16 protein-coding genes are annotated in these 20,362 nt (G+C 72.0%); 10 read left to right on the top strand and 6 right to left on the bottom strand.

Annotated elements, in window-relative coordinates:
- Positions 1 to 413: 413 nt before the first annotated feature.
- On the bottom strand, positions 414 to 1,793 hold the full coding sequence (locus AB0K52_RS22865) for an MFS transporter (RefSeq protein WP_363535863.1): 1,380 nt from the start codon (positions 1,791 to 1,793) through the stop codon (positions 414 to 416).
- Between the two features lie 214 nt (positions 1,794 to 2,007).
- Between AB0K52_RS22865 and AB0K52_RS22860 the strand changes: the two genes are divergently transcribed.
- From AB0K52_RS22860 to AB0K52_RS22850, 3 genes are all read left to right on the top strand, one after another.
- The gene (locus AB0K52_RS22860) at positions 2,008 to 2,610 is read left to right on the top strand and encodes an NAD(P)H-dependent oxidoreductase (protein ID WP_363535860.1); all 603 of its coding nucleotides are present in this window, start codon (positions 2,008 to 2,010) and stop codon (positions 2,608 to 2,610) included.
- A 92-nt stretch (positions 2,611 to 2,702) separates the two neighbouring features.
- Positions 2,703 to 5,432, top strand: coding sequence for an AAA family ATPase (locus AB0K52_RS22855; RefSeq protein ID WP_363535857.1), 2,730 nt, complete (start codon positions 2,703 to 2,705; stop codon positions 5,430 to 5,432).
- A 107-nt stretch (positions 5,433 to 5,539) separates the two neighbouring features.
- Positions 5,540 to 6,070 (top strand): hypothetical protein, encoded by a 531-nt coding sequence (locus AB0K52_RS22850; protein WP_363535854.1) that lies wholly within the window; start codon positions 5,540 to 5,542, stop codon positions 6,068 to 6,070.
- Between the two features lie 429 nt (positions 6,071 to 6,499).
- Here AB0K52_RS22850 and AB0K52_RS22845 read toward each other — a convergent pair whose 3' ends face one another.
- Together AB0K52_RS22845 and radA are read right to left on the bottom strand one after the other, a co-directional pair.
- Positions 6,500 to 7,012 carry a GNAT family N-acetyltransferase gene (locus tag AB0K52_RS22845; RefSeq protein ID WP_363535851.1) on the bottom strand — a complete coding sequence of 171 codons (513 nt, stop codon included), beginning with the start codon at positions 7,010 to 7,012 and terminating at the stop codon, positions 6,500 to 6,502.
- A 47-nt stretch (positions 7,013 to 7,059) separates the two neighbouring features.
- Positions 7,060 to 8,469, bottom strand: a complete 1,410-nt coding sequence (gene radA, locus AB0K52_RS22840) for a DNA repair protein RadA (RefSeq protein ID WP_363535848.1) — start codon at positions 8,467 to 8,469, stop codon at positions 7,060 to 7,062.
- Positions 8,470 to 8,718: 249 nt separating this feature from the next.
- Here radA and AB0K52_RS22835 point away from each other — a divergent pair, with 249 nt between their 5' ends.
- The 4 genes from AB0K52_RS22835 (at position 8,719) to AB0K52_RS22820 (ending at position 12,586) form a co-directional block, all read left to right on the top strand.
- Positions 8,719 to 9,585: an HAD-IB family hydrolase gene (locus AB0K52_RS22835; RefSeq protein WP_363535846.1), complete on the top strand. Its 867-nt coding sequence runs from the start codon at positions 8,719 to 8,721 to the stop codon at positions 9,583 to 9,585.
- Between the two features lie 34 nt (positions 9,586 to 9,619).
- Positions 9,620 to 10,639 carry a LacI family DNA-binding transcriptional regulator gene (locus AB0K52_RS22830; protein WP_363535843.1) on the top strand — a complete coding sequence of 340 codons (1,020 nt, stop codon included), beginning with the start codon at positions 9,620 to 9,622 and terminating at the stop codon, positions 10,637 to 10,639.
- 536 nt (positions 10,640 to 11,175) lie between these two features.
- Positions 11,176 to 11,535 carry a metalloregulator ArsR/SmtB family transcription factor gene (locus AB0K52_RS22825; RefSeq protein ID WP_208497819.1) on the top strand — a complete coding sequence of 120 codons (360 nt, stop codon included), beginning with the start codon at positions 11,176 to 11,178 and terminating at the stop codon, positions 11,533 to 11,535.
- Between the two features lie 208 nt (positions 11,536 to 11,743).
- Complete coding sequence (locus AB0K52_RS22820) at positions 11,744 to 12,586, top strand: hypothetical protein (RefSeq protein ID WP_363535840.1); 843 nt, start codon at positions 11,744 to 11,746, stop codon at positions 12,584 to 12,586.
- 6 nt (positions 12,587 to 12,592) lie between these two features.
- Here AB0K52_RS22820 and AB0K52_RS22815 read toward each other — a convergent pair whose 3' ends face one another.
- Positions 12,593 to 13,768: a hypothetical protein gene (locus AB0K52_RS22815; RefSeq protein WP_363535837.1), complete on the bottom strand. Its 1,176-nt coding sequence runs from the start codon at positions 13,766 to 13,768 to the stop codon at positions 12,593 to 12,595.
- 213 nt (positions 13,769 to 13,981) lie between these two features.
- Between AB0K52_RS22815 and AB0K52_RS22810 the strand changes: the two genes are divergently transcribed.
- From AB0K52_RS22810 to AB0K52_RS22800, 3 genes are all read left to right on the top strand, one after another.
- Positions 13,982 to 14,728: a DedA family protein gene (locus tag AB0K52_RS22810; protein ID WP_363535834.1), complete on the top strand. Its 747-nt coding sequence runs from the start codon at positions 13,982 to 13,984 to the stop codon at positions 14,726 to 14,728.
- Positions 14,729 to 15,168: 440 nt separating this feature from the next.
- Positions 15,169 to 15,756, top strand: a complete 588-nt coding sequence (locus AB0K52_RS22805) for a hypothetical protein (protein ID WP_363535831.1) — start codon at positions 15,169 to 15,171, stop codon at positions 15,754 to 15,756.
- 332 nt (positions 15,757 to 16,088) lie between these two features.
- Positions 16,089 to 17,063: a chaplin family protein gene (locus AB0K52_RS22800; RefSeq protein ID WP_363535828.1), complete on the top strand. Its 975-nt coding sequence runs from the start codon at positions 16,089 to 16,091 to the stop codon at positions 17,061 to 17,063.
- Between the two features lie 88 nt (positions 17,064 to 17,151).
- Here AB0K52_RS22800 and AB0K52_RS22795 read toward each other — a convergent pair whose 3' ends face one another.
- Both AB0K52_RS22795 and AB0K52_RS22790 read right to left on the bottom strand, forming a co-directional pair.
- Positions 17,152 to 17,670, bottom strand: coding sequence for an SRPBCC domain-containing protein (locus AB0K52_RS22795; protein ID WP_363535825.1), 519 nt, complete (start codon positions 17,668 to 17,670; stop codon positions 17,152 to 17,154).
- A complete protein-coding gene (locus AB0K52_RS22790) occupies positions 17,667 to 20,237 on the bottom strand; it encodes an Hsp70 family protein (protein ID WP_363535822.1) in 2,571 nt (856 codons plus the stop codon). The genes AB0K52_RS22795 and AB0K52_RS22790 overlap by 4 nt, the downstream gene beginning before the upstream one ends.
- Positions 20,238 to 20,362 lie beyond the last annotated feature (125 nt).

The following is a 20,362-nucleotide window of genomic DNA, read 5'->3' as shown; positions in this document are numbered from 1 at the left end:
CTGGACTGGACTGGACTGGACTGGACTGGACTGGACTGGACTGGACTGGACTGGACTGGACTGGACTGGACTGGACTGGACTGGACTGGACTGGACGAGCCGCGCGGCCGGGCGAGGGCGCGGGCCGGGGCGAGCCGCGACGCAGCAGGCTCGGGAAGGCGTGCCGCGCTGCGCTGGCGAGAGGGAGCGCCCGTCCTCAGACCGTCGCCTGCGGGCCGGGGCGGTGCGGCTGGGTCGGGCGAGCCGCGGCGCGGCTCGCCCGGGAAGGCGTGCCGCGCCGTGCTGCCGAGAGCGAGCGCCGTCCTCAGACCGTCGCCTGCGGGCCGGGGCGGTCCGGCTGGGTCGGGCGAGCCGCGGCGCGGCAGGCCCGGGAAGGCGTGCCGCGCTGCGCTGGCGAGAGGGAGCGCCCGTCCTCAGGCCGTCGCCGGGACCGGGGTCCGCCACGGCTTCGTCGTCACCTGCAGGGCCGCGCCGAGGAGGAGCAGGGCGGCGACGGTCCAGGCCGAGAGGCGGTAGCCGTCCACGGCCGTCGCGCCGAGACCCCATGCGAGCGCCGCGAGGACCGGGCCGAGCGAGGTGCCGATCGTGCGGGTCGTCGCCATGAACGCGCCGGCCGTGCCGGACTGCTCGGCGGGAGCCGCCGCCAGCAGGTGCGTGTTCATCGGGCTGTTGAACACCCCGAACGCCAAGCCCAGCAAGGCGATCCGCGTCCCCAGGTCCCATAGGCCCGTGTCGCCGTCGACGAGCAGCAGCGGCACCACGCCGACGACCACGAGGCCCGCCCCGGCGAGCGAGACCCGCCCGGCCCCGAACCGGTCGGCGAGCCAGCCCGACACCGGGGTCATGACCGCCACGCCGCCGATGAAGGTGAGCATCACCGTCGACACGAGCTCGGGCCGCACCTCCTGCACGTCCGTGAGCAGGAACGGCAGGCTGAAGTTCAGCAGCCCGCCCACGCCCGACATCAGCGTCAGGCTCAGCAGCGCTCCGCCCATCTGCGGCGACCGCAGCAGCGCCACCGTCGGCGCCGAGGACTTCTGGCGCACCCACACCGCGCCCAGCACCACGCTCGACGCGAACGCGCCCACGGCGATCCAGGGGGCCGTGTCGACGTACTCGAAGGCGAGGAGGAACGCCGCGATCGCGCCGCCCGAGGTCGCCGTGTCCACCAGCAGTGCCCGGTCGGGGCGCGGCAGGCCCGTCCCGTTGCTGGGCACCGTCGCCGCCAGCGCGGCCAGGGCGATCGCGGACATGGCCGCGAGCACCCAGAACAGGCCGCGCCAGTCGAACGCGGCGATGAGGAACCCGCCGACGCCGACCATTCCCATGCCGCCCACGGTCATCATCAGCGCGATCGCCGACATGGCGCGGCCGCGCTGCGACGCGGCCGCCGAGGTGACGATGATGCGCCCGGTCATGCCGAACAGGAGCCCGCCGAGGAGGCCGGCGAAGGCGCGGGCGGCGAGCAGCAGCGCGAACGTGGGGGCGAGGGCCGCCGCGACCGAGCCGACGACCAAGGCCGCCATGGAGAACACCGAGACGGCGCGCAGGTCGGCGCGGTCGGCGAGGCGTCCGGCGGCGATGGCCACCGCGCCCACCGGGAGGGCGTAGGAGAGCAGCACCCAGGCGGTGGCGGCCTCGGTGACCGCGAAGTCGGTGCGGATCGCCGGGAGCGCCACCGCGAGGGTGGACATGCCGCCGGCGACGACGAGCTGTGCGAAGCCGACGGCGAGGATCGCTCCCCATCGGGTGGTCGCGGCCTCCGGGGCCGCCGCTGTTGCCGTAGTAGTCATGGCCGCAACGCTAAGAAGTGAGCGACCGGGCGGGCATCTGCCATCCGACCGTATTCCATGCGGTCACCTCGGCGGGGAGCTCGACCGGTCGCCGACTGGCGACGTGCCCTCGGCACACCGGTCGCGGCCCAGTCGGTCGACGGATGTGGCGCCGGTCGGTCCGTCCGTAGCTTCGTCACCGCAAGCAACGAGCGATGAAGGAGCGGACATCATCATGAGCGACAAGCTGAACCTGGGCGTCATCATCGGGTCGACCCGCGAGGGCCGCTGGGCACCCGCCCCCGCGAAGTGGATCGCGGGCGTCGCCGAGCGGCACGGCGCGTTCGACGTGGACCTGATCGACCTGCTCGACGCCGACCTGCCGCAGCACATGGCCGAACGGGACATGTGGTCGACGCAGGACGACCCGAGCGACGAGGTCGCGGCCCTCTCGGAGCGGCTGCACCGCGCGGACGCGTTCATCGTCGTCTCCGGGGAGTACAACCTCTCGATCCCGGCGGCGCTCAAGCACGCCATCGACTACTACATGAACGAGTGGGCCGCCAAGCCCGTCGCCATGGTCACCTACGGCGGCAAGCTCTCCGGGGGGCAGAACGCGGCGCAGCACCTGCGGCAGATCTTCCCGGAGCTGCGCACGATGACCGTGCGGAACACGATCTCGTTCCCGCGGTTCTACCAGCACTTCGACGACCGGGGCGAGTTCACGAAGTTCGATGAGAGCGAGCCGACCGCGAAGACCCTCCTCGACGAGCTGCACTGGTGGTCGCGGGCACTCGCGAACGCCCGCGCCGCGACCCCGATGCCGAGCCCCTACTAGGCGCAGTGCGGTCGGACCGGGCCTAGGTCCTTCGTCCTAGGACCCGGTCCGGGGTCTTACCGGGCCGCAGCGCCGCCGGTACCGTTGCAGACGTGCTGTTGTACGGACGCGACACCGAGACCGCCGCCCTCGCCGAACGCCTGGCCGCCGCCCGGGAGGGCCGCGGTTCGGCCCTGGTCGTGCGCGGCGAGGCCGGCATCGGCAAGTCGACCCTGGTGGCAGCCGTCGCCGAGCACGCCGAGGGCGTGACCGCGCTGCGCTGCACCGGCGTCGAATCCGAGCACGCCTGGTCCTTCGCGGGCCTCCAGGCGCTCCTGCTGCCCCTCACCGGGCACCTCGAGGCCATCCCCGAGCACCACGCGTGCGTCCTCTCCCGCGTCCTCGGGCTCGACCCCGCGCCGGACAAGGACGCCCCGCCCGGTGACCTGCGCTTCACGGTCGGCCTGGCCGCGTTGAGCCTCCTCACCGAGGCCGCCGGGCACCAGCCGGTGCTGTGCGTCGTCGAGGACGCGCACTGGCTCGACCGCGACTCCGCGGCCGTCCTCCTCTTCATCGCCAAGCGCCTCGCGGCCGAAGCGGCCCTGATGATCTTCACCGTCCGCGAGGGCTACGCCCCCGACTTCCCCACGCCCGGGCTCGAGGAGCTGCGCCTCGGCCCGCTCGACGACGACGCGGCGGGCGCGCTCCTCACCGACCGGCTGGGCGGCCGCCAGTACGGGTCGCGCAGCCACCTGCTGCGCACCGCCGAAGGCAACCCGCTCGCGCTCCTCGAACTGCCGCTCGTCGAATCGGACGCGCGCCTGGCCGCCGACTGGACGGGGGCGCGCTCGACCACGAGCCGCCTCAAGCAGGTCTTCGGCGACCGCATCGACCGCCTTCCGGAGGCCACCCGCACCTTGCTGCTCGCCATCGCCGCCGACGAGACCGCCGACACCGGCCTCGTCATCGACGTCGCCGAGAAGCTCGGCGCGCAGCTCACCGACCTCGCCCCCGCCGAAGCCGACGACCTCGTCCGCTTCCACGGCGACCGCTTCACCTTCGGGCACCCGCTCATCCGCACCGCCGCCTACCAGAGCGCGCCGGTCTTCCGCCGCATCGAGGCCCACCGCGTCTACGCCGAAGTGCTCCCCGCGGGCGACCACCGCCGCGCCCTGCACCTCGCCGCCGCCGCGACCGGCCCGGACGAGACCGTCGCGGCCGCGCTCGAAGCCTCCGCCGCGTGCCTCTCCGGCTGCGGCGGGCACGGCGTCGAGTACACGATCTTCGAACGCGCCGCCCTGTTCACGCCCGACCCGCGTGAGCGGGGCCGCCGACTCCTGCACGCCACCGAAGCGGCCGTCGCCGCCGGCAACGGACCCAAGGCCCGCAGCCTGTACGAGCAGATCCTGCGCTACAGCGACGACCGCGCGGTCCTCGCCCGCGCCACCCTCATGGCCGCGCTCGTCGCCGCCTGGGCCAACGACGTCCGCGAGTCCTACCGGCTCTACATGGAGGCCGCCGACCACTATGTGGCCGCCGACATCACCTCCACCGGCTACCCGCTGTTCCGCGCCGTCGAACTCGCCTGGCAGGCCGGGGACTTCTCCCGCGCCGAAGTCGCCGCCGAGTACGCCGAACGCCTCGGCATCGACCACTCGCCGTGGGTGCGCGACCTCGCCAAGGCCACCGCCGGGTTCAACCGCTCCTGCGCCATCACGGTCACCGAAGCCGTTGCGGCCCTGCGCAACCTCATCGGCATCCACGAGAGCTTCGGCGACAGCGTCTCGCCCGAGAACCGCACCATGGTCGCCTGGTGGCAGACCCTCATCGGCGACGTCGCCGCCGCCGAGCGCACCGCCTCCGAGACCGTCCGCACCGCCCGCCAGACCGGCGCGGCCGGGGCGCTGCCGCGCTCGCTCACCCTCAACGCCCTCACTGAATTCCACAAAGGACGATGGAAGGACGCGGAGGCGCTCGCCTGCAACGCCATCGACGTCGCGATCGAACTCGGCCAGAAGATCGGCCCCGTCAAGTCCCGCGCCTACGTCCTCGCCCCCATCGCCGCCCTCCGCGGCGAAGAGGAGCACGTCCGCGAACTCGTCGACACCGCCCTCGCCGACTCGCCCGGAGACACGGTCGTCACCGTCGACATCGCTCTCGCCCTGCTCGACTTCTCCATGGGACGCAACGAGGAAGCCCTCGACCGGCTCGCCACCGTCCTCGAATCCAGCGCCGCCGGCGAAGCGCTCGCGTATGTGCCGGTCGCGGTCGAAGCGGCCGTGCGCGCCGGCGACGCCGACCGGGTCGCCGCCGCCTTCCAGTGGTACGCCGAGTGGGCCGAGGCCAGCGGCCAGGCCCACCTCGCCGCCCAGGTCGAACGCTGCCGCGGCCTCCTCGCCGCCGACCACGAAGCGGGCGCGCACTACGAACGCGCCGCCGATCTCCACAAAGCGGACGACGCCGCCCCCTTCGAAACCGCGCGCACCGACCTCATCCTCGGCGAATGGCTCCGCCGCGCCCGCCGCGTCAACGAAGCCAAGACCCGCCTTCGCGCAGCCGCGGCGGTCTTCGAACGCCTCGGCGCCGAACCCTGGAGCGAACGCGTCCGCCGCGAACTCCGCGCCGCCGGCGACGCCGGCCCCATCGAAGCCGCCCCCGACCTCGCCGACAAGCTCACACCCCAAGAGCTGCAAGTGGTCCGCCTCGCCGCCGCCGGACTCAGCAACCGCGAGATCGGCGAGCAGCTCTACTTGAGCCCCCGCACCGCCGGATACCACCTCTACAAGGCCTATCCCAAACTCGGCGTCGCCTCCCGCAACGAACTCGCCAGACTCGGCCTGTAGAGAAGCCCACCGCCACGCCCCCGCGCACGCGGGTCCCCGCGGCGCGTTGGCGGCGGAAGGGCATACTCGTCGACGATGCACGACGAATCGACGGCGAGGCAGGGAACATGACACGGCAGCGCCCCCGGACCCACCAATGGCACCTCATCGCCGACGGCACGGCGATCAAGGCGTATCCGAAGGCGCTGGACCACTCGAACCCGCAGCGGGAGGCGCCGAAAGGCCTGAAGTACCTCCGCTACGCCACCACACGGCGTCTGACACTTGCGGACTTGCAGGTCATCGAGGACGCCCTCGACGAGTCCGCCGCGCGCTACGAGCGCGTGGCACGGGCGGTGACCCTCACGGGCGTGCTCGGGCTGGCCGCGATGATCATCGGCTGGGTCGTCCTCCCCTCGATCGGCCTCGACGGCGACTGGACGCCGATCCTGCGCCTCACCTCGATCCCGGTCCTGGCGGTCGGCCTCGCGGGCGTGATGTTCACGCCCCTGGTGATGCGCCGCAGCATCGACCGCATCCGCACCGAAGGGGGCCTCGACGTTTCGGAGCCCAAGGTCCTCAAGGAGGACGAAGCGCTGGCCCTGCTCCACGCCCCGGGGACGGTCTCCGGACCCGCCATCGAAGACGGCACCCTCTGACGAGCGCCCTCACTCAGTGAGGGTGCACGGTCGACGGCGCCGCAGCGGTTCTGCCACAGGTGCGAGCGGTCGGCGACCTGTATCGCCTCCGGCTCGATTTCTCAGCATGCCGGCCCCGGCCCCGCCCCCGGCCCGAACAAGCCGGGACCTCGCCACTCGCAATGCGAAGCGGGCGGCCGTCGACCGCGCAAGCCTGGTCATCGCCGCGGCCATGATCTGGCGCAACGATGCACAGGACAGGCCCTAGACGCTCGGCGGCGGCGCGGCGTAGCGGACCGTCCCCTTTCTCAGCATGCCGGCCCCGGCCCCGCCCCCGACCCGAACAAGCCGGGACCTCGCCACTCGCAATGCGAAGCGGGCGGCCGTCCACCGCGCAAGCCTGGTCATCGCCGCGGCCATGATCTGGCGCAACCATGCACAGGACAGGCCCTAGACGCTCGGCGGCGGCGCGGCGTAGCGGACCGTCCCCTTCTCCGTGACCGGACCGGCCGGCACGAAACCGGCCTTCTCCAGCACCCGCACAGAAGCGGGGTTCGACGGCTCGACATGCGCGAATACCGCCTCCACCTCCGACGCTTCGAACGCATGGGCCGTCAGCGCCCGCACCGCCTCCGTCGCGTACCCGCGGCCGCGCAGCGACGGCACCAGCGCGAAGAACAGCTCCGCCTGAACCTCGGACGGCCGCCCCTCCAGACCGACCGAACCCACCACCAGCTTCGACGACCGCTCCACCACGAGCCGGAACCCGAACGGATCAGGCAGCGCCTCCAGCGCCCATGCCGCCTGTTCGGCACTGTCCGCATCAGGGAAGTCCGCGGACCAGCCGCTCAGTCGCCGACCCGCGAGGACCGCGTTCGCCTCCGGCATCGTCCACGGCCGCAGCACCAGCCGCGCCGTCCGCAGCCGCCCAACTGCGCCACTCACCGCGCCACCGGCATCCAAGCGACCGCATTACTCACTGCGCCAACGGCTTCCGTCCGGCCCGACCGTCAACCGCGCCTCGCCCACGTCCGCGCCGCCGCCTGCTTGGCGTCGATGATCGTCTCCACCTCCACGACCTCGATGCCCCGGTGCCGCTCCGCCACGGAGCCCTTCGGCACGATCGCCGTCTTGAACCCCAGCCGCGCCGCCTCGCTGATCCGCCGGTCGGCGTTCACCGTCCGCCGCACCTGCCCCGTCAGACTCACCTCGCCGATCGCCACCAGGTCCGCGCTCACCGCGATCTCCTGGTCCGCGCTCACCAGCGCCAGCGCCAGCGCCAGGTCCGACGCCGGCTCGCGCACCCTGATGCCGCCGATCGTCGTCGCGTACACCTCCCTGTCCAGCAGCCGCATCCCGCCGCGGCGGGTCAGCACCGCCAGCACCATGTTCAACCGGGCCTGATCGAGCCCCGACACCGTGTGCCGTGGGACCGCCCCGTCCTTCACCGACTTCCCCAGCAGCGCCTGCACTTCCACCGGCACCGCCCGGCGGCCCTCCATCGTCACGGTCACGCACGTGCCCGGCGTGGGCTCGGTCGGCGCGTCGTCGAGGAACAGCCCCGAAGGGTCGGCGAGCGAGATGATGCCGTTTTCGGCCATCTCGAAGCACCCGACCTCGTCGGCCGGGCCGAAGCGGTTCTTCACTCCGCGCAGCAGCCGCAGCATCGAATGCCGGTCGCCTTCGAAGTGGACGACCGTGTCGACCAGGTGCTCGAGCGCGCGCGGCCCGGCGATGCCGCCGTCCTTCGTGACGTGGCCGACGAGGATCACGGCCATGTTGCGCGACTTGGCCTCTGCGGTGATCGCGCTGGCGACGGCCTTGACCTGGGTGACGCCGCCGGGGACGCCGTCGGTGTCGGGGGCGATGACGGTCTGGACGGAGTCGAGGATGAGGAGGCCGGGTTTGACGTCTTCGACGTGGCCGAGGACGGCGCCGAGGTCGGTTTCGGCGGCGAGGTAGAGCTCTTCGGAGAGGCAGCCGGTGCGGTCGGCGCGGCGGCGCACCTGCGCGGCGGACTCTTCGCCGGTGGCGACGAGGGCTTTGCCGTAGCCGGCTTCGCCGAAGCGGTGGGCGACTTCGAGGAGGAGGGTGGACTTGCCGACGCCGGGTTCGCCGGAGATGAGGGTGACGCCGCCGGGGACGAGGCCGCCGCCCATGACGCGGTCGAATTCGCCGATGCCGGTGGGCAGGCTCGCGGCCTGGGCGGCGGAGACGGTGCCGATGCGCATGGCGGGCTTGGCGGGTCGCCGCGCGGCGGGCAGTGAGGGGCCGATGCCGCTGCTGCTGCTCTGTCGGGGCGGGGCGGCGGTCTCCTCCATCGATCCCCATTCGCCGCAGTCGGGGCACTGCCCGACCCACTTGGGGACGCGGACTCCGCACGCGCCGCACGCGTAGGCGATTCGCTGGCTCTTCGACATGGCGCCAGAGTACGGCCACCGCCCGACAGGACCGCCGTTCGCGCGCCCCCGGGCCCGGTCGCCTGTGATCATCGCCTCGAAGGGGCCCGCACCGCCGCTGGATTGTCGTACCCCTCGGGCACCGTTGCGAACCGGGGGCCCGACCCCGGGGCCCCTGCTCGTTTGCGGGGTGCCCGCCGCCGGGCGGCGTCGGTGCCACTGTGCGACAAGCGCTCGAAACGGGGTTGTCCGGCTGTTTAGACTTGCGGCATGAACGCAGCGGAGCCGACAAGCGGCTCACCGGCACTCTCGCTCGAACCCGTCGCGGCACCGGACCGCTCGCGCCTCGGCGCGGCCTTCTTCGACCTCGACAAGACCGTGATCGCCAAGGCCAGCACCCTCGCCTTCTCGCGGCCGCTCTACCGGGGCGGGCTCCTGGCCCGCCGCGACGTCCTCAAGGTCGCCTACTCGCACCTCCTCTTCCGCCTCGGCGGCTCGGCCGACGAGGTCCAGATGGCGCGCACCCGCGATTACGTCGCCGAGCTCTCGCGCGGCTGGCCCGCCGAGGAGGTCCGCGCGATCGTCGACGAGACGCTGGAGGAGCTCATCGCGCCCGCCGTCTACGCCGAGGCGGCCGCGCTCATCGAGGCGCACCGGTCCGCGGGCCGGGCCGTGGTGCTCGTCAGCGCCTCGGGCGAGGAGATGGTCGCTCCGATCGGCCGGATGCTCGGCGCTACCGATGTCATCGCCTCCCGCATGGTCATCGGCGATGACGGCCGGTACACCGGTGAGATCGACTTCTACGCGGCCGGGCCCGCTAAGGCCGAGGCGATCAAGGAGTTCGCGTCGGCGCGGGGGATCGACCTCGACGCGTCGTTCGCCTACTCCGACTCGATCACCGACGAGCCCATGCTGCGCACCGTCGGCTTCCCGCGCGCGGTCAACCCCGACCGCGGTCTGCGCCGCCTGGCGCTGGAGGAGAGCTGGCCGCAGTTGACGTTCCGGCGTCCCGTGGCCCTGCGCCCGCCCATGTCCGGTCCGAATCCGCTCAAGGTCGCGGCCGTCGGCGTCGGCGTTGCGGCTGTTACGTATGTGGTCTGGCGAGTGTGGAGGGAACGCCGTTTCAGGACCGCTTGAGCAGCGCTTTCCGCAGATGGGTAGCCTCAGCGGGATGGAACGCAAACAACCGGCCCGACTGGCCGATGTCGCCCGAGCCGCCGGTGTCTCGGTGGCCACCGCCTCTCGCGTGCTCAACGGCTCCCCCCACCGGGTGAGCGACCAGCTGAGCGAGCGGGTGCGCGAGGCGGCACGCCGGTTGCGATACGCCCCCAATGTCGGCGCCCAGGTTCTCGCGCGCGCGACCTCCCAGACCGTGGCCCTGCTCCTGCACGATGTGACCGACCCTTATTTCGGGCAGATCGCCGGCGGCGTCCTCGCCGAGGCGGCCCGGCGCAACGTGCGCGTGCTCATCGCCGACACCGGCATCGACCCCGACTCGGAGGTGCAGCACCTCGACTCGCTGCGCGGCTACCGGCCGCGCGCGGTGATCGTCGCCGGTTCGCGCACCACCGACAAGGCCGCCGAGCAGCGTCTCGCCGAGCACCTGTCGGACCTGCTGGAACTGGGCGCGACCGTGGTCAGTGTCGGCCAGCCCGGACTGCCCGGGCGCGTGGTGCGTCCGGCGAACCGCGAGGGCGCGGCCGCCCTCGCCGGGTATTTGACGCAGCTGGGCCACCGCCGTTTCGCCGTGGTGGCGGGGCCCGAGCAGCTCCAGGTCGTGCGCGAGCGCCGCGAGGGCTTCCTCTCGGCGCTGCCGGAGGACGCCGAGGTCGTGCACGTCGCGGCCGAGTTCTCCCGCGACGGCGGCTACCAGGCGGGGCGCTCGCTCCTCGACGGCGAGCGGCTGCCCACCGCCGTGTTCGTGACCAGCGACGTGCAGGCCACGGGCCTGTGCACGGCCCTGCGCGAGGGCGGCGTGAGCATCCCCGACCAGGTCTCGGTCGCCGGGTTCGACGACATCCCGATCGTGCGCGACCTCACCCCCTCCCTGACGACCGTGGCGCTGCCGCTGCACGACATGGGCGTGCGGGCACTGGAGGCGGCCTTGGTGGAAGAAGACGAGTACCCCGAGGAGCTCCTGGTCGACGCCGAACTCATCGAGCGCGCCTCGACGGCCCGCCCGCGCCCCTGAAGCGGCGCGGAGGACGGAGCGACTGCGGGGCGGGGCCGATCGGCCCCGCCCTTCGCTTTGTGAGAGATGTGCGCTTTCTCAAGTCCATGTAACGGGCTTGAAACACAAGCGGCCCCATCGGCGGCGGATTCGCGCTACCCTCGGAATGAGGATGTTCTATATATTGGGACGTCGATACAAAAGAATCGCGTGAACCCGCTCTCAATCACGAGGCGGCAACCGCTTAAATATTGGTAGATTTAGATATAACTCCAGGTAGTGCGGGTTTAACTGAATAACCGTCGCTGTGGCCTGCAAACTGATCTTGTGTCAGCGGTAGATCCGCTGGCACGGCAGGCGTAATCTCGGCGGTGGATCCGGTCAGGGACTTGGTGCGGCCCGAGCGAGATCCGTAGGAACCGAAACCCTTTGCGAGCCGGAAGCGTCGTCGTTACCGTCCGGCCACACCGCGAGGGCATATTCAGGGTTGGAACTGGATTAATGGCAGTGCGGCCGAGTCCGGTACCGACTGGAACCAATCCGGAAGGAACACGATCATGGTGCGAGTCACCGTCGAGGCCGAGACGCCCGTCTCGCCGGTCAGCGGCGAAACGCTTTCCAAATCCGACGCCGAGCGCATCGCGGGTGTCCTCAAAGCACTCGCCGATCCGAACCGTCTCCAGCTCATCAGCCTCATCCAGGCCGCTCCCGAGCAGGAGGCCTGCGTGGCCGAGCTGACCGAGCCCCTCGGGCTCTCCCAGCCGACCGTCAGCCACCACCTGCGGATCCTGGCCGAGGCCGGGGTCGTCGAGCGCGACAAGCGCGGTGTGTGGGCGTACTTCCGCCTCGTCCCCGAGACGATGCGGATCGTCGCCGACCTGCTGACCCCGCCGAAGCGTCGCCCCCGGCGCCGCTGAAGGACCCGGAACGCAGCGAAGACTGACGCGCACGGCCGGCCCGCCGCCGGCACCGACCGCCGGCGGTCGGGTCGGCCCTGCGCGCTCCGGCTCCGGCCGGTACTGCGCTGCGCGCCTGCGCGACTGGCGCGCGACAGCGCGCAGTCCGCATCGGATAACTGAAAAACGCGATCTCGACGGGGTTTGCGCCAGGTCATACACTCGTCACATGACCGGTGTGCATCGCAGACGCGGCCGCCTCTCCAAGGAGGGCCGCCGCCTCCTCGGCGGGCTCGCGCTGCTCGCCGTCTTCGCCCCGGTCACCGCGGTCACCCTCAACGCCGCCATCGCCCACGTCCAGTCCTGCGGGACGGAGGTGGAGCTGCACGTCGCCGCCGCCCCCGAGATGGCCGCGGCCCTCCAGGACTTCGTCGCCGCCGGCGGCGGCGCCCCCTCGCGGGGCTCCGACGTGTGCGCCGACATCACCGTCGAAGCCGTCAGCGGCAACGCCCTCGGCGAGACCGGCGCCGACGTGTGGGTCCCCGAGACCGCCCTGTGGCGCAATCTCCCCGACGCCGGCATCGCCGACCAGTGGAACGTCCTCCAGGAGTCGACCGCGAGCGCCCCGGTCGGCCTGGCGCTGCCCGCGGGCGAGAGCGCCGACGGCGTCCTCCCCGACGAGGCCGACGTCGCGCTCCAGGACCCGCGCGGGCACGCCGCGAGTCTCATGTGGATCATGATGTTCGGGGTCGACGAGCACACCGTCGAAGGCGGGGACGGCACGCCCGTCATGTCGGCGCCCGAGGTCGCCGCCGCCGGGAACCCCGATCTGCAGGCGCCTACGGGCGCGGCGCAGGTCGGCCAGTTCGAGTACCCGATGCTGGCGCGCGCCGACCTGAGCGAGGACGAGCGCGAGGCGGCGCAGAACCTGCTGCGCTCCTACAAGGGCGAGTCGTGGGGCGAGGTGCTGGCCGCGCACGGCCTCGGCGCGGCGACCACGCAGTCCGCGCCCACGTCGACGGAGCACATCGCGTCGGCGCTGCAGCGCTGGGACGGCCGCCCGGACGCCTGACCTAGCCTATTCGGCGCTTTTGGCGAGGGCCTGGCTGAGCACGTCGTTGAACACGTGCCAGCCCTCTTCCTCGCGCTCGGCGGCGATGTCCGCGGTGGCCCACGCCTGGAAGGTGCCGCCGGCGTCGGTGACGAAGACGCTCAGCGAGCCGCGCCAGCGCCCGTACACCTGGTCGCGCTCGGCGAAGGCGATGTCCCCGGCCATCTCGTCCAGGGGCTGGTAGGGGAGGGCTTCGCGCAGCATCTTGCGGGCGGCCCGAGGGCATTCGCCTTCGCAGGGCAGCCAGCCGACGGTGATGGTCGACTCGCCGTCGTCGGCGGTGCAGACGGCGGTGGCGCCGTCCTCGGCGCATTCGAACTCGTCGGGGACTTTGAACGCGAAGGGCCAGTTGGCGGCCGCGAAGGTCGCGGTGGCGGCGTCGTCGGCGAAGGCGCTGCCGCCGACGCGTTCGGCGGGGGCCTCGGGGTCCCATTGGGGCACTTCGTTGCCGGCGGACCCTTCGGTGGGCTCGGCGGCGGGGGCCTGGGAGACGCCGTCGACGGCGGCGGTCGTGGACTGCTCGGCCGAGCCGTCGGACCCTTCGTCGTCGGGGCGGGAGAGGACGGCCCAGACGCCGATGACGAGCGCGAGGGCGACCACGACGGAGCCGATCCCGATCAGGATCGGCTTGAGCTGCGAGGGCTTCTTGGGCGGGGCGATCATGACGACGGGCGGCGACATCGGCGGCGACCCGGCGAAGTTCGCGGAGGCGGGCGGGCCGGAGACCCCGACGGGGGAGGAGGGCGCGGCGGAGCGCTGGGCGGCGGCGATCTGGTGGGCGGCGCGCTGGGCCGCGGCGGCGGGGCCCACGGGGAGCGGGCCGGTGGCGGGGCCGAGGGCGAGGAGTCGGTCCATGATGCGTTCGGCGCCGCGCAGGCGCGCGTCGTGGAGGACGACGACGTAGGGCTGCTCGCCTTCGAGGTCGGCCACGAGGATGGGGGCGTCCTCGGGCCCGGCGGTGGCGTAGGCCCAGGCGACGGTGTCGGAGAGGAGGCCGCGGCGGGCGGGGTCCTTGGAGGAGGTGGTGCCGAGGGTGAGGATCTGCACGGGCCGGCCGTTCTCGTCGCGGCCTTCGCACAGCTCGTAGGCGCCTTCGACGCGCGCGGTCGTGACATCGGTGTACGGCCCGACCGTGCGGCTCATCGACGCCCCCCTCAACTGCGATCCGCGTGCGCTGGACGGCCCGCCACCGGCGTGCGTGCCGTAGGCGGCGCGGCATTACCCCTAAGTATGGCCCGGCTCCGCACGCCTCGCGACACCTGGCTGCGGGCAGTCCGCCGATTGGCCGCCGGGGCGGGGGCGATCTCGGTCAGACGACCGAGGCGGGGGCGAAAGTGAGCCGGTTACGCTGGCGGCGTGACCAACTTCCTCAGCCAGGGCCTGGCGATGGCCGCCGCATCGACTGAGATCCCCGAAGCCGAGGGGCAGGGCGACCTGATCCAGTGGGTGCTCGGCCTCATCGAGAGACTCGGCGAGGTCGGCGTGGGCCTGGCCCTCGCGATCGAGTCCGTGTTCCCCCCCATTCCGTCCGAGCTGATCCTGCCGGTGGCCGGGTACCTCGCCTACGACAACAAGATGAACTTCTGGCTGGCGATGTTCTTCGCCGCGCTGGGTTCGATGGCGGGCGCGTACATCCTCTACTACGTCGGCTACGCGTTCGGGCGCGAGCGCACGCGGTGGATCTTCGAGAAGTTCCCGCTGCTGGAGCTCAAGGACTTCGAGCGCTCGGAGAAGGTGTTCGCCCGGTGGGGCGGCATCGCGGTCCTGGCGGGGCGGTGCCTGCCGCTGGTGCGCAGCGCGATCTCGGTGCCGGCGGGCATCGAGAAGATGCCGTTCTGGAAGTTCACGGGCTACACGCTCGTGGGCTCGGTGATCTGGAACGGGATCTGGATCGGGCTGGGTTTCAAATTCGGGCCGACGATCAAGCCGGTGATCGAGGAGTACTCGGGGCTGCTCAGCAAGATCGTGGTCGCGGTCATCGGCGCGCTGTTCCTGTGGTTCGTGGTGGCGCGCGTCATCAAGCTCATCCGCAAGAAGCGCGGCGGCGACGAGAACGGGAACGCCGGCCACTCGGACACGATGATCCTGCGCCGCGTGCAGTAGTCACTTTCACGCTTTCGGGTTGCGGCCCTTCACCTTTGGTGGAGGGCCGCTTCGCGTGCCCAGTCGGGCATATGAGTCATCCACGTATTTTGATGCCGCAACGGCGCAATGTTTTCGAATTTCTTCGCGTCTGGGCGTAACCGCACCCGAGCCTCCCCAGTTAGTCAGTGTGGCCGCGTCACCGCGGCCGGGCCGCAGTGTCACCGGCCCAATGGACAGCGAGCGCGGTCCTCGACCCGCCGGCGATCCAGCCGGCAAGGTCGCGGCTGAGGTCCGCAGTCGGCAGGTGCGTTCGCCCCGCGGCGGCCGCGCCGCTTCGACCCGCTGCCGACCACTGACAATTCAGCGATCTTGCACCGCACGGCGGTCGATTCGCGCTGCTTCCCCAGCCGTCGACCACGCGCCGCGCGGTACAAAGAAAGGCAACAAAGCAGATGGAAATGCGCACTGTGCGTACGGCGGGCCTCATCGGAGGCCTCGCCACGGGGGCTCTGCTGCTCGCCGGGACGGCGGCCCAGGCCGCTGACGCCGAGGCTCCGGAATCGACCGGCGACCTCGTCATGGCGACGCCGGAAGCCCTCGGGGGGCTCCCGGTCTCTCCCGACGCCGTGACGGGCTTGACCGGCGGCGTCACCGACAAGGTCCCCGGCCTGGACGCCGTGAGCTCGGTTCCCGGTGTGGGCTCCCTGGTGCCGGAGGCGGCCGTCGCGGAGGCTTCGGGCGGGCACCCGACCGCGGGCGCGATCCTCGAGCCGGACCAGCTCGCGAGCGACCTCGAGCAGGCCGTTCCGGGCAGCGACCTCCTCGCGGACGCCATCGCGCAGGTGGACGCCGTCGGCCTGGGGGTCACGGAAACCAACAACATGCCGGAGGCGAAGGGCGACAAGGTCAAGGCGGGGCAGGACACGTCCGTCGACGCCGACCAGAACACCAGCGTCGAAGCCCCCGCCGGGCCGCTCGGCGCGGTGCCCGGCGGCGACCTGCTCTCGGACCTCGGTGGCGGCCTTCCGGTGCCGCTGCCCTTCTAAGGCTGCAACACCCCGCGGCGCGCGCTTCCGCCAGGCGCGCTGCGGAAACCACGGTTCGATGGGGCCCGGCAGGGGCCGGACGCGAACGACCCGGCGAATCCCGCGGCGGTGCACCGCCGCGGCTCCCGATCGCGCCGTCCGTCCAGGCCGGCCCCACCGGCCGAGCAAGGAAACAGCACGACAGCAAGACCGACAACTCTCCCGGTTTCAAAGCGCCCGTCCGACCCGCAGGACCCAGCCTGCAGGGCGGGAGCACGCTTTCGGAACCACGGAGCTTCACGGGGGATACGTGATGGAACAGCAAGAACCATTTCCCTGAAAGGTGAGACTTCGTGAATAACTCATGGGCACGCAAGACCGCGCAGGCCAGCCTCGTCGCTACGGGGGTCGCCCTCGTCGCGGGTGCCGGCACCGCCCAGGCCTACGGCCCTGACGTCACCACGCAAGACCAGGTCGGCGCCGTGTCGGGCAACCAGGTCGTCGCGCCGATCCAGGCGCCCGTCAACATCTGCGGCGTGGCCGCGGCCGTCCTCGGCACCGCCTCCGCCGGCTGCGAGGGCGGCGCCGACGCCGACTACGACGGCGCGGGCGACCTGACCACGCAGAACAACACCGGCCTCGGCAACGGCAACCAGGCGTTCGCCCCCGTGCAGGCCCCGACCGACATCAGCGGCATCGCCGCCGCCGTCGGCGGCGTCGCGGACGGCTGGTCCACCGGCGGCTCGCACGCCGACGTCGAATCCGGCCACGCCGAATCGGGCAAGGCCGAGTCCGACACCGTCACCCAGTTCAACTACGGCGCGCTGTCCGGCAACCAGCTGCTCGCGCCGATCCAGGCCCCGATCAACGCCTGCGGCAACGCCATCGCCGTCGGCGGTGCGTCGAGCGCCGGGTGCGAGGGCGGCGCCGACGCCGACTACTCCGGCGCGGGCGACCTGACCACCCAGGACAACGTGGGCCTCGGCAACGGCAACCAGATCTTCGCGCCGATCCAGGCCCCGGTCAACGTGTGCGGCAACGCCATCGCGATCCTCGGGCACGCCAGCGCCTCGTGCGAGGGCGGCTCCGACGCGGAGGTCCCCGGCGGCCACGACCACCACGACAGCCACAAGGAGCTCTCGACCAACGAGGCCTCCAACGTGGACATGAACCAGGAGCAGCTTCCCGCGGTTCCCGGTCTCGACGCGGTGAGCGGCACCACGGGCGGTCTCCCGGTCGTCGGCGGCCTGGTCGGCAACACCACCTCCGAAGGTGTTGCGGACACGGTCGCGGGCGTCACGGAGCTCGCCGGCGCGGGCGTCCTCTAACAGCACGGCAACGGCCCGCGCCCGCACGGCGCGGGCCGAGTGAGAACGGGTGACTCCGAACGGCGGTCCGCATCGAGCGGGCCGCCGTTCACGCGTACAGGCTCTTGAGGCGCGCCTCGAGCGCGCTGTTCATCGCGTTGAACCGCTGCTCGGTGTCGGCCAGCTGCGACTTCATGAGCGGCACGAGGACACCGGTGAACCGCTCGCCGTGGGTGAGGACCGTCGTGCCGTCCGTCTGCGGCTCGAGCACGAAGTAGTGCTCACCTGTGAAGAAGCCGCCGAGCGGGACGCTGGGGACGAGCTCGAGCCAGCGGATCTGCCGGGCCGGGGAGACGCGCAGCACGCGCGGTCGGAACCGGCTGGTCTTCCCGTTCGACCGCAGGAGGACCACGTGCAGCCGCTCGTCCTCGGCGAGGAGCCCGGTGATCTCGGTGATGAACGGGTTCCACTCGCCGTACGCGGGGAAGTCGGTGAGCACCGCCCACACCTCGTTCGCGCGCGCGTCGAGGCGCGCCGTGGTCTCGATCCGGTGCTCCTGGCCGACCGCCCAGAGGCCGTAAGCGGTGGCGGCGGCGATGATCGCGGCCGCGATGACGAAGAAGATCAATTCCCCAGACTCCAGAATCGGATGTTGCCTTGGTCGTCGCCGGTGACCGCGAAATGGCGGAAGTCGACCGTGACCAGCGCCAACTCGGTCGCAACCCCGGCGGGCGCCTCGAATTGAACGGTATCCGACGTGTCGGCGTACAGGGCCTCCGCGACGCGTTCGTCGTTGATCGAGAGCAGCACCGTGCCGTCCGGGGAGTCGGCCAGCTCGAAATGGAACTCCGCATGAGGGTCGTCGTACGGGACCATCCACGCCGGCTCCTTGGTGTCGAGGTCCCAGAAATGGAGCGCGCCGTCGTTGCCGTAGGCCATCGCGTAGGGCGTGCCCCAGTAGTAGACGACGGTGAACGCCTCGACCGAGTTCCCCTCCCAGTCCGCGGAGGTGAAGGGCTCACCGTAGGCCGCCCCGCCGTAGGGGTCGACGATGTCGAGCGACCGGTTCCCGTCGAAGGCCACGATCTCGGAGTCGATGCCGCCGGAGTAGTTGAAGAACCGCGGGTAGCCGTACCCGGCGGGTACCGGGGAGCGGGCGATCGTCTCGCCGGAGGTCAGATCGAAGAGCTCGAACTCGTTCTCGTTCAAGAGGGCGAGCGCGGGGCTGCCGCCGTTGTAGGCGATGCGCACGAAGCTGATCGTGGCTTCCTCGTCGACCATCTCGGGTGTCCCCGCGGACGTGAACGCCTGGGTGTCCGGCCGCCACACCCAGGGCTCGTAGTTACCGGTGAGCGCGACCATGATGGGCGTGCTGTTCCCTTCGGCGTCGGTTTCGAAGGCGGGCCACAGGTCCCCGATGTTCGCCTCGGGCCAGTGCTCGGCGATCAGCGTCCCCTCCACCAGGTCCCACTGCTCGATGGAGCCGTCGGCGCCGCTGGAGAACAGCTGCGGGCCGTTGGCGCCGTCGAGGAACGCCACGGACTCGACCGCGCCGTCGTGCGTCCCCTCGATGCTCGACAGGAGCGTGCCCGCATCGGTCGTGGACCAGTCGGGCTCGAACGAGGAGACGGCGGGCATGCGGTCGTCGTACTCGCCCCCGCCGTCGTTGAACATGTCGTCATCGGGGCTGAAGTACCAGACGAGACCGGCGATGATGAGGATGTCGACGAGGATGAACGCGATGATGCCGCGGCGCCCGACCTTCTTGGCGCGCTGGCGTTCCGCCGCGGTGCGGGGCGGCTCGTCGCCGCCGTCGACCGCGTTCGGCGGCGTGAACTGCGGGGAGCCCGTGCGCGGCGGCAGGTCGCGGTTGGCAGGGGTGGACTGCGGCGGGCTCGATTCCGGCTGCGGCGCAGCGGGAGCGGTGACTTGCTGGGGAGAGGGCGCGGGCGCTGGCCGGTACATCGGCGTGGGTGCGGTCTGCTCTGGCGCCTGGGGCATCGGCGCGGGCGCGGTCTGCGGGGCCGGCGGGGCGAGGTGCGCGACGCCCGGCGTGAACGGCGCGGGCGCGAAACCGGGCCGCTGCGGGGTCCGCTGGATCGGGAACGTCGTGGTGTGCTGCCCGGCCTGCGTCCACAGCACGCTGCCTTCGGCGACGACGACCTCGGGCTGGTCGAGGACCGTGGGCGCGACGCCGAGCGCGCGGTGGAGCATGGTGCCCACCAGCGGCATCCGGCTCGCCCCGCCGACGAGGAACACGCCGGCGCTGGCGGCGAGGTCGAGTCCGGCGGCGCGGATGACGGCCTGGGTGACGCGGATGGTCTGCTCGAGGTGGGGGTGTGCGATCTGCTCGAGCTCGGTGCGGGTGAGGTGGGCTTCGACGTCCAGGAGGGGGATCGCGATGTCGGACTGCTGGTGGCGCGAGAGGCGCTCTTTCGCGCCGCGCACTTCCTCCTGGAAGTCCCGGAAGTGCCTGCGTTCCTCCACAGTAGAGGGATTGACGAGGCGCTTCCAGCCCTCGCGGTCGCCGTAGGTCTCACCGAGGTGCTCGATGAGCGCGGCGTCGATGTCCAGGCCGCCCAAGTCGCCCCGGCCGTCGAGGGCGACGGTCTCGAACCCGTGCTCGGTGCGGCGCACCACGCTCGCGTCGAACGTGCCCGCCCCGAGGTCGTAGACGACGATCGAGGCGCCGACGGCCGTGCGGTGCTTGAGGGCTTCCGCGTAGTAGGTGGCGGCGGCGACCGGCTCGGGCACGAGCCGCACCTGGCCGAGGCCGGCGCGGGAGGCGGCGTCCTCGATCACCTGGCGGCGCGCCGGGCCCCACTCGGCGGGCACGGTGAGCGTGACCTGCGCGGGGCTGCCGACGACGCGGCGGCACTCGGCGGCGACCGCGTCCAGGACGGCCGCGATGAGGTCGGGGACCGGGTACTCGCGGGCGCCCAGCAGCGTCGAGGGCCGGTCGATGAGGCGTTTGGGGTTCGGTTCGAACCGCTCGGGGTGGCGGCGGCCCGCGTGGACGGCGTCCCGGCCCACGAGGAGGCCGCCGTCGGCGCCGGCGCACACCGCCGAGGGCATCAGCGGCGAGCCGTCGAAGAGGAGGGGGCGCAGGCTCCCGTCGGCGCGGCGCACGACCGCGATCGTGTGCGAGGTGCCGAAATCGACGCCGAGCGAAGTTCCTTGGGGGCCGGGGCTCATGAGAGGAATCGTAACGAACCGGTGGGGGAGCGGTCGGCCAGCGCGGTCCCGGGCGCTTCCGGGGATACCGACTTGAATTTGTCTGGTCGCCCGTCGTAATGTCGTAGGGGACTGACACCGACCGA

Origin of the sequence: Glycomyces sp. NPDC049804 (genome assembly GCF_040674615.1) — a bacterium.
GTDB lineage: Bacteria > Actinomycetota > Actinomycetes > Mycobacteriales > Micromonosporaceae > Glycomyces > Glycomyces niveus.
The sequence above is the reverse complement of the archived record's forward strand: the minus strand, read 5'-3'. Positions and strand labels throughout refer to the sequence as shown.

Excerpts from the sequence above, each read along its gene's own strand:
- AB0K52_RS22865 (WP_363535863.1), bottom strand. The coding sequence starts at position 1,793 with ATGACTACTACGGCAACAGCGGCGGCCCCGGAGGCCGCGACCACCCGA.
- AB0K52_RS22860 (WP_363535860.1), top strand. The coding sequence starts at position 2,008 with ATGAGCGACAAGCTGAACCTGGGCGTCATCATCGGGTCGACCCGCGAG.
- AB0K52_RS22850 (WP_363535854.1), top strand. The coding sequence starts at position 5,540 with ATGACACGGCAGCGCCCCCGGACCCACCAATGGCACCTCATCGCCGAC.
- radA (WP_363535848.1), bottom strand. The coding sequence starts at position 8,469 with ATGTCGAAGAGCCAGCGAATCGCCTACGCGTGCGGCGCGTGCGGAGTC.
- AB0K52_RS22835 (WP_363535846.1), top strand. The coding sequence starts at position 8,719 with ATGAACGCAGCGGAGCCGACAAGCGGCTCACCGGCACTCTCGCTCGAA.
- AB0K52_RS22830 (WP_363535843.1), top strand. The coding sequence starts at position 9,620 with ATGGAACGCAAACAACCGGCCCGACTGGCCGATGTCGCCCGAGCCGCC.
- AB0K52_RS22825 (WP_208497819.1), top strand. The coding sequence starts at position 11,176 with ATGGTGCGAGTCACCGTCGAGGCCGAGACGCCCGTCTCGCCGGTCAGC.
- AB0K52_RS22820 (WP_363535840.1), top strand. The coding sequence starts at position 11,744 with ATGACCGGTGTGCATCGCAGACGCGGCCGCCTCTCCAAGGAGGGCCGC.
- AB0K52_RS22815 (WP_363535837.1), bottom strand. The coding sequence starts at position 13,768 with ATGAGCCGCACGGTCGGGCCGTACACCGATGTCACGACCGCGCGCGTC.
- AB0K52_RS22805 (WP_363535831.1), top strand. The coding sequence starts at position 15,169 with ATGCGCACTGTGCGTACGGCGGGCCTCATCGGAGGCCTCGCCACGGGG.
- AB0K52_RS22790 (WP_363535822.1), bottom strand. The coding sequence starts at position 20,237 with ATGAGCCCCGGCCCCCAAGGAACTTCGCTCGGCGTCGATTTCGGCACC.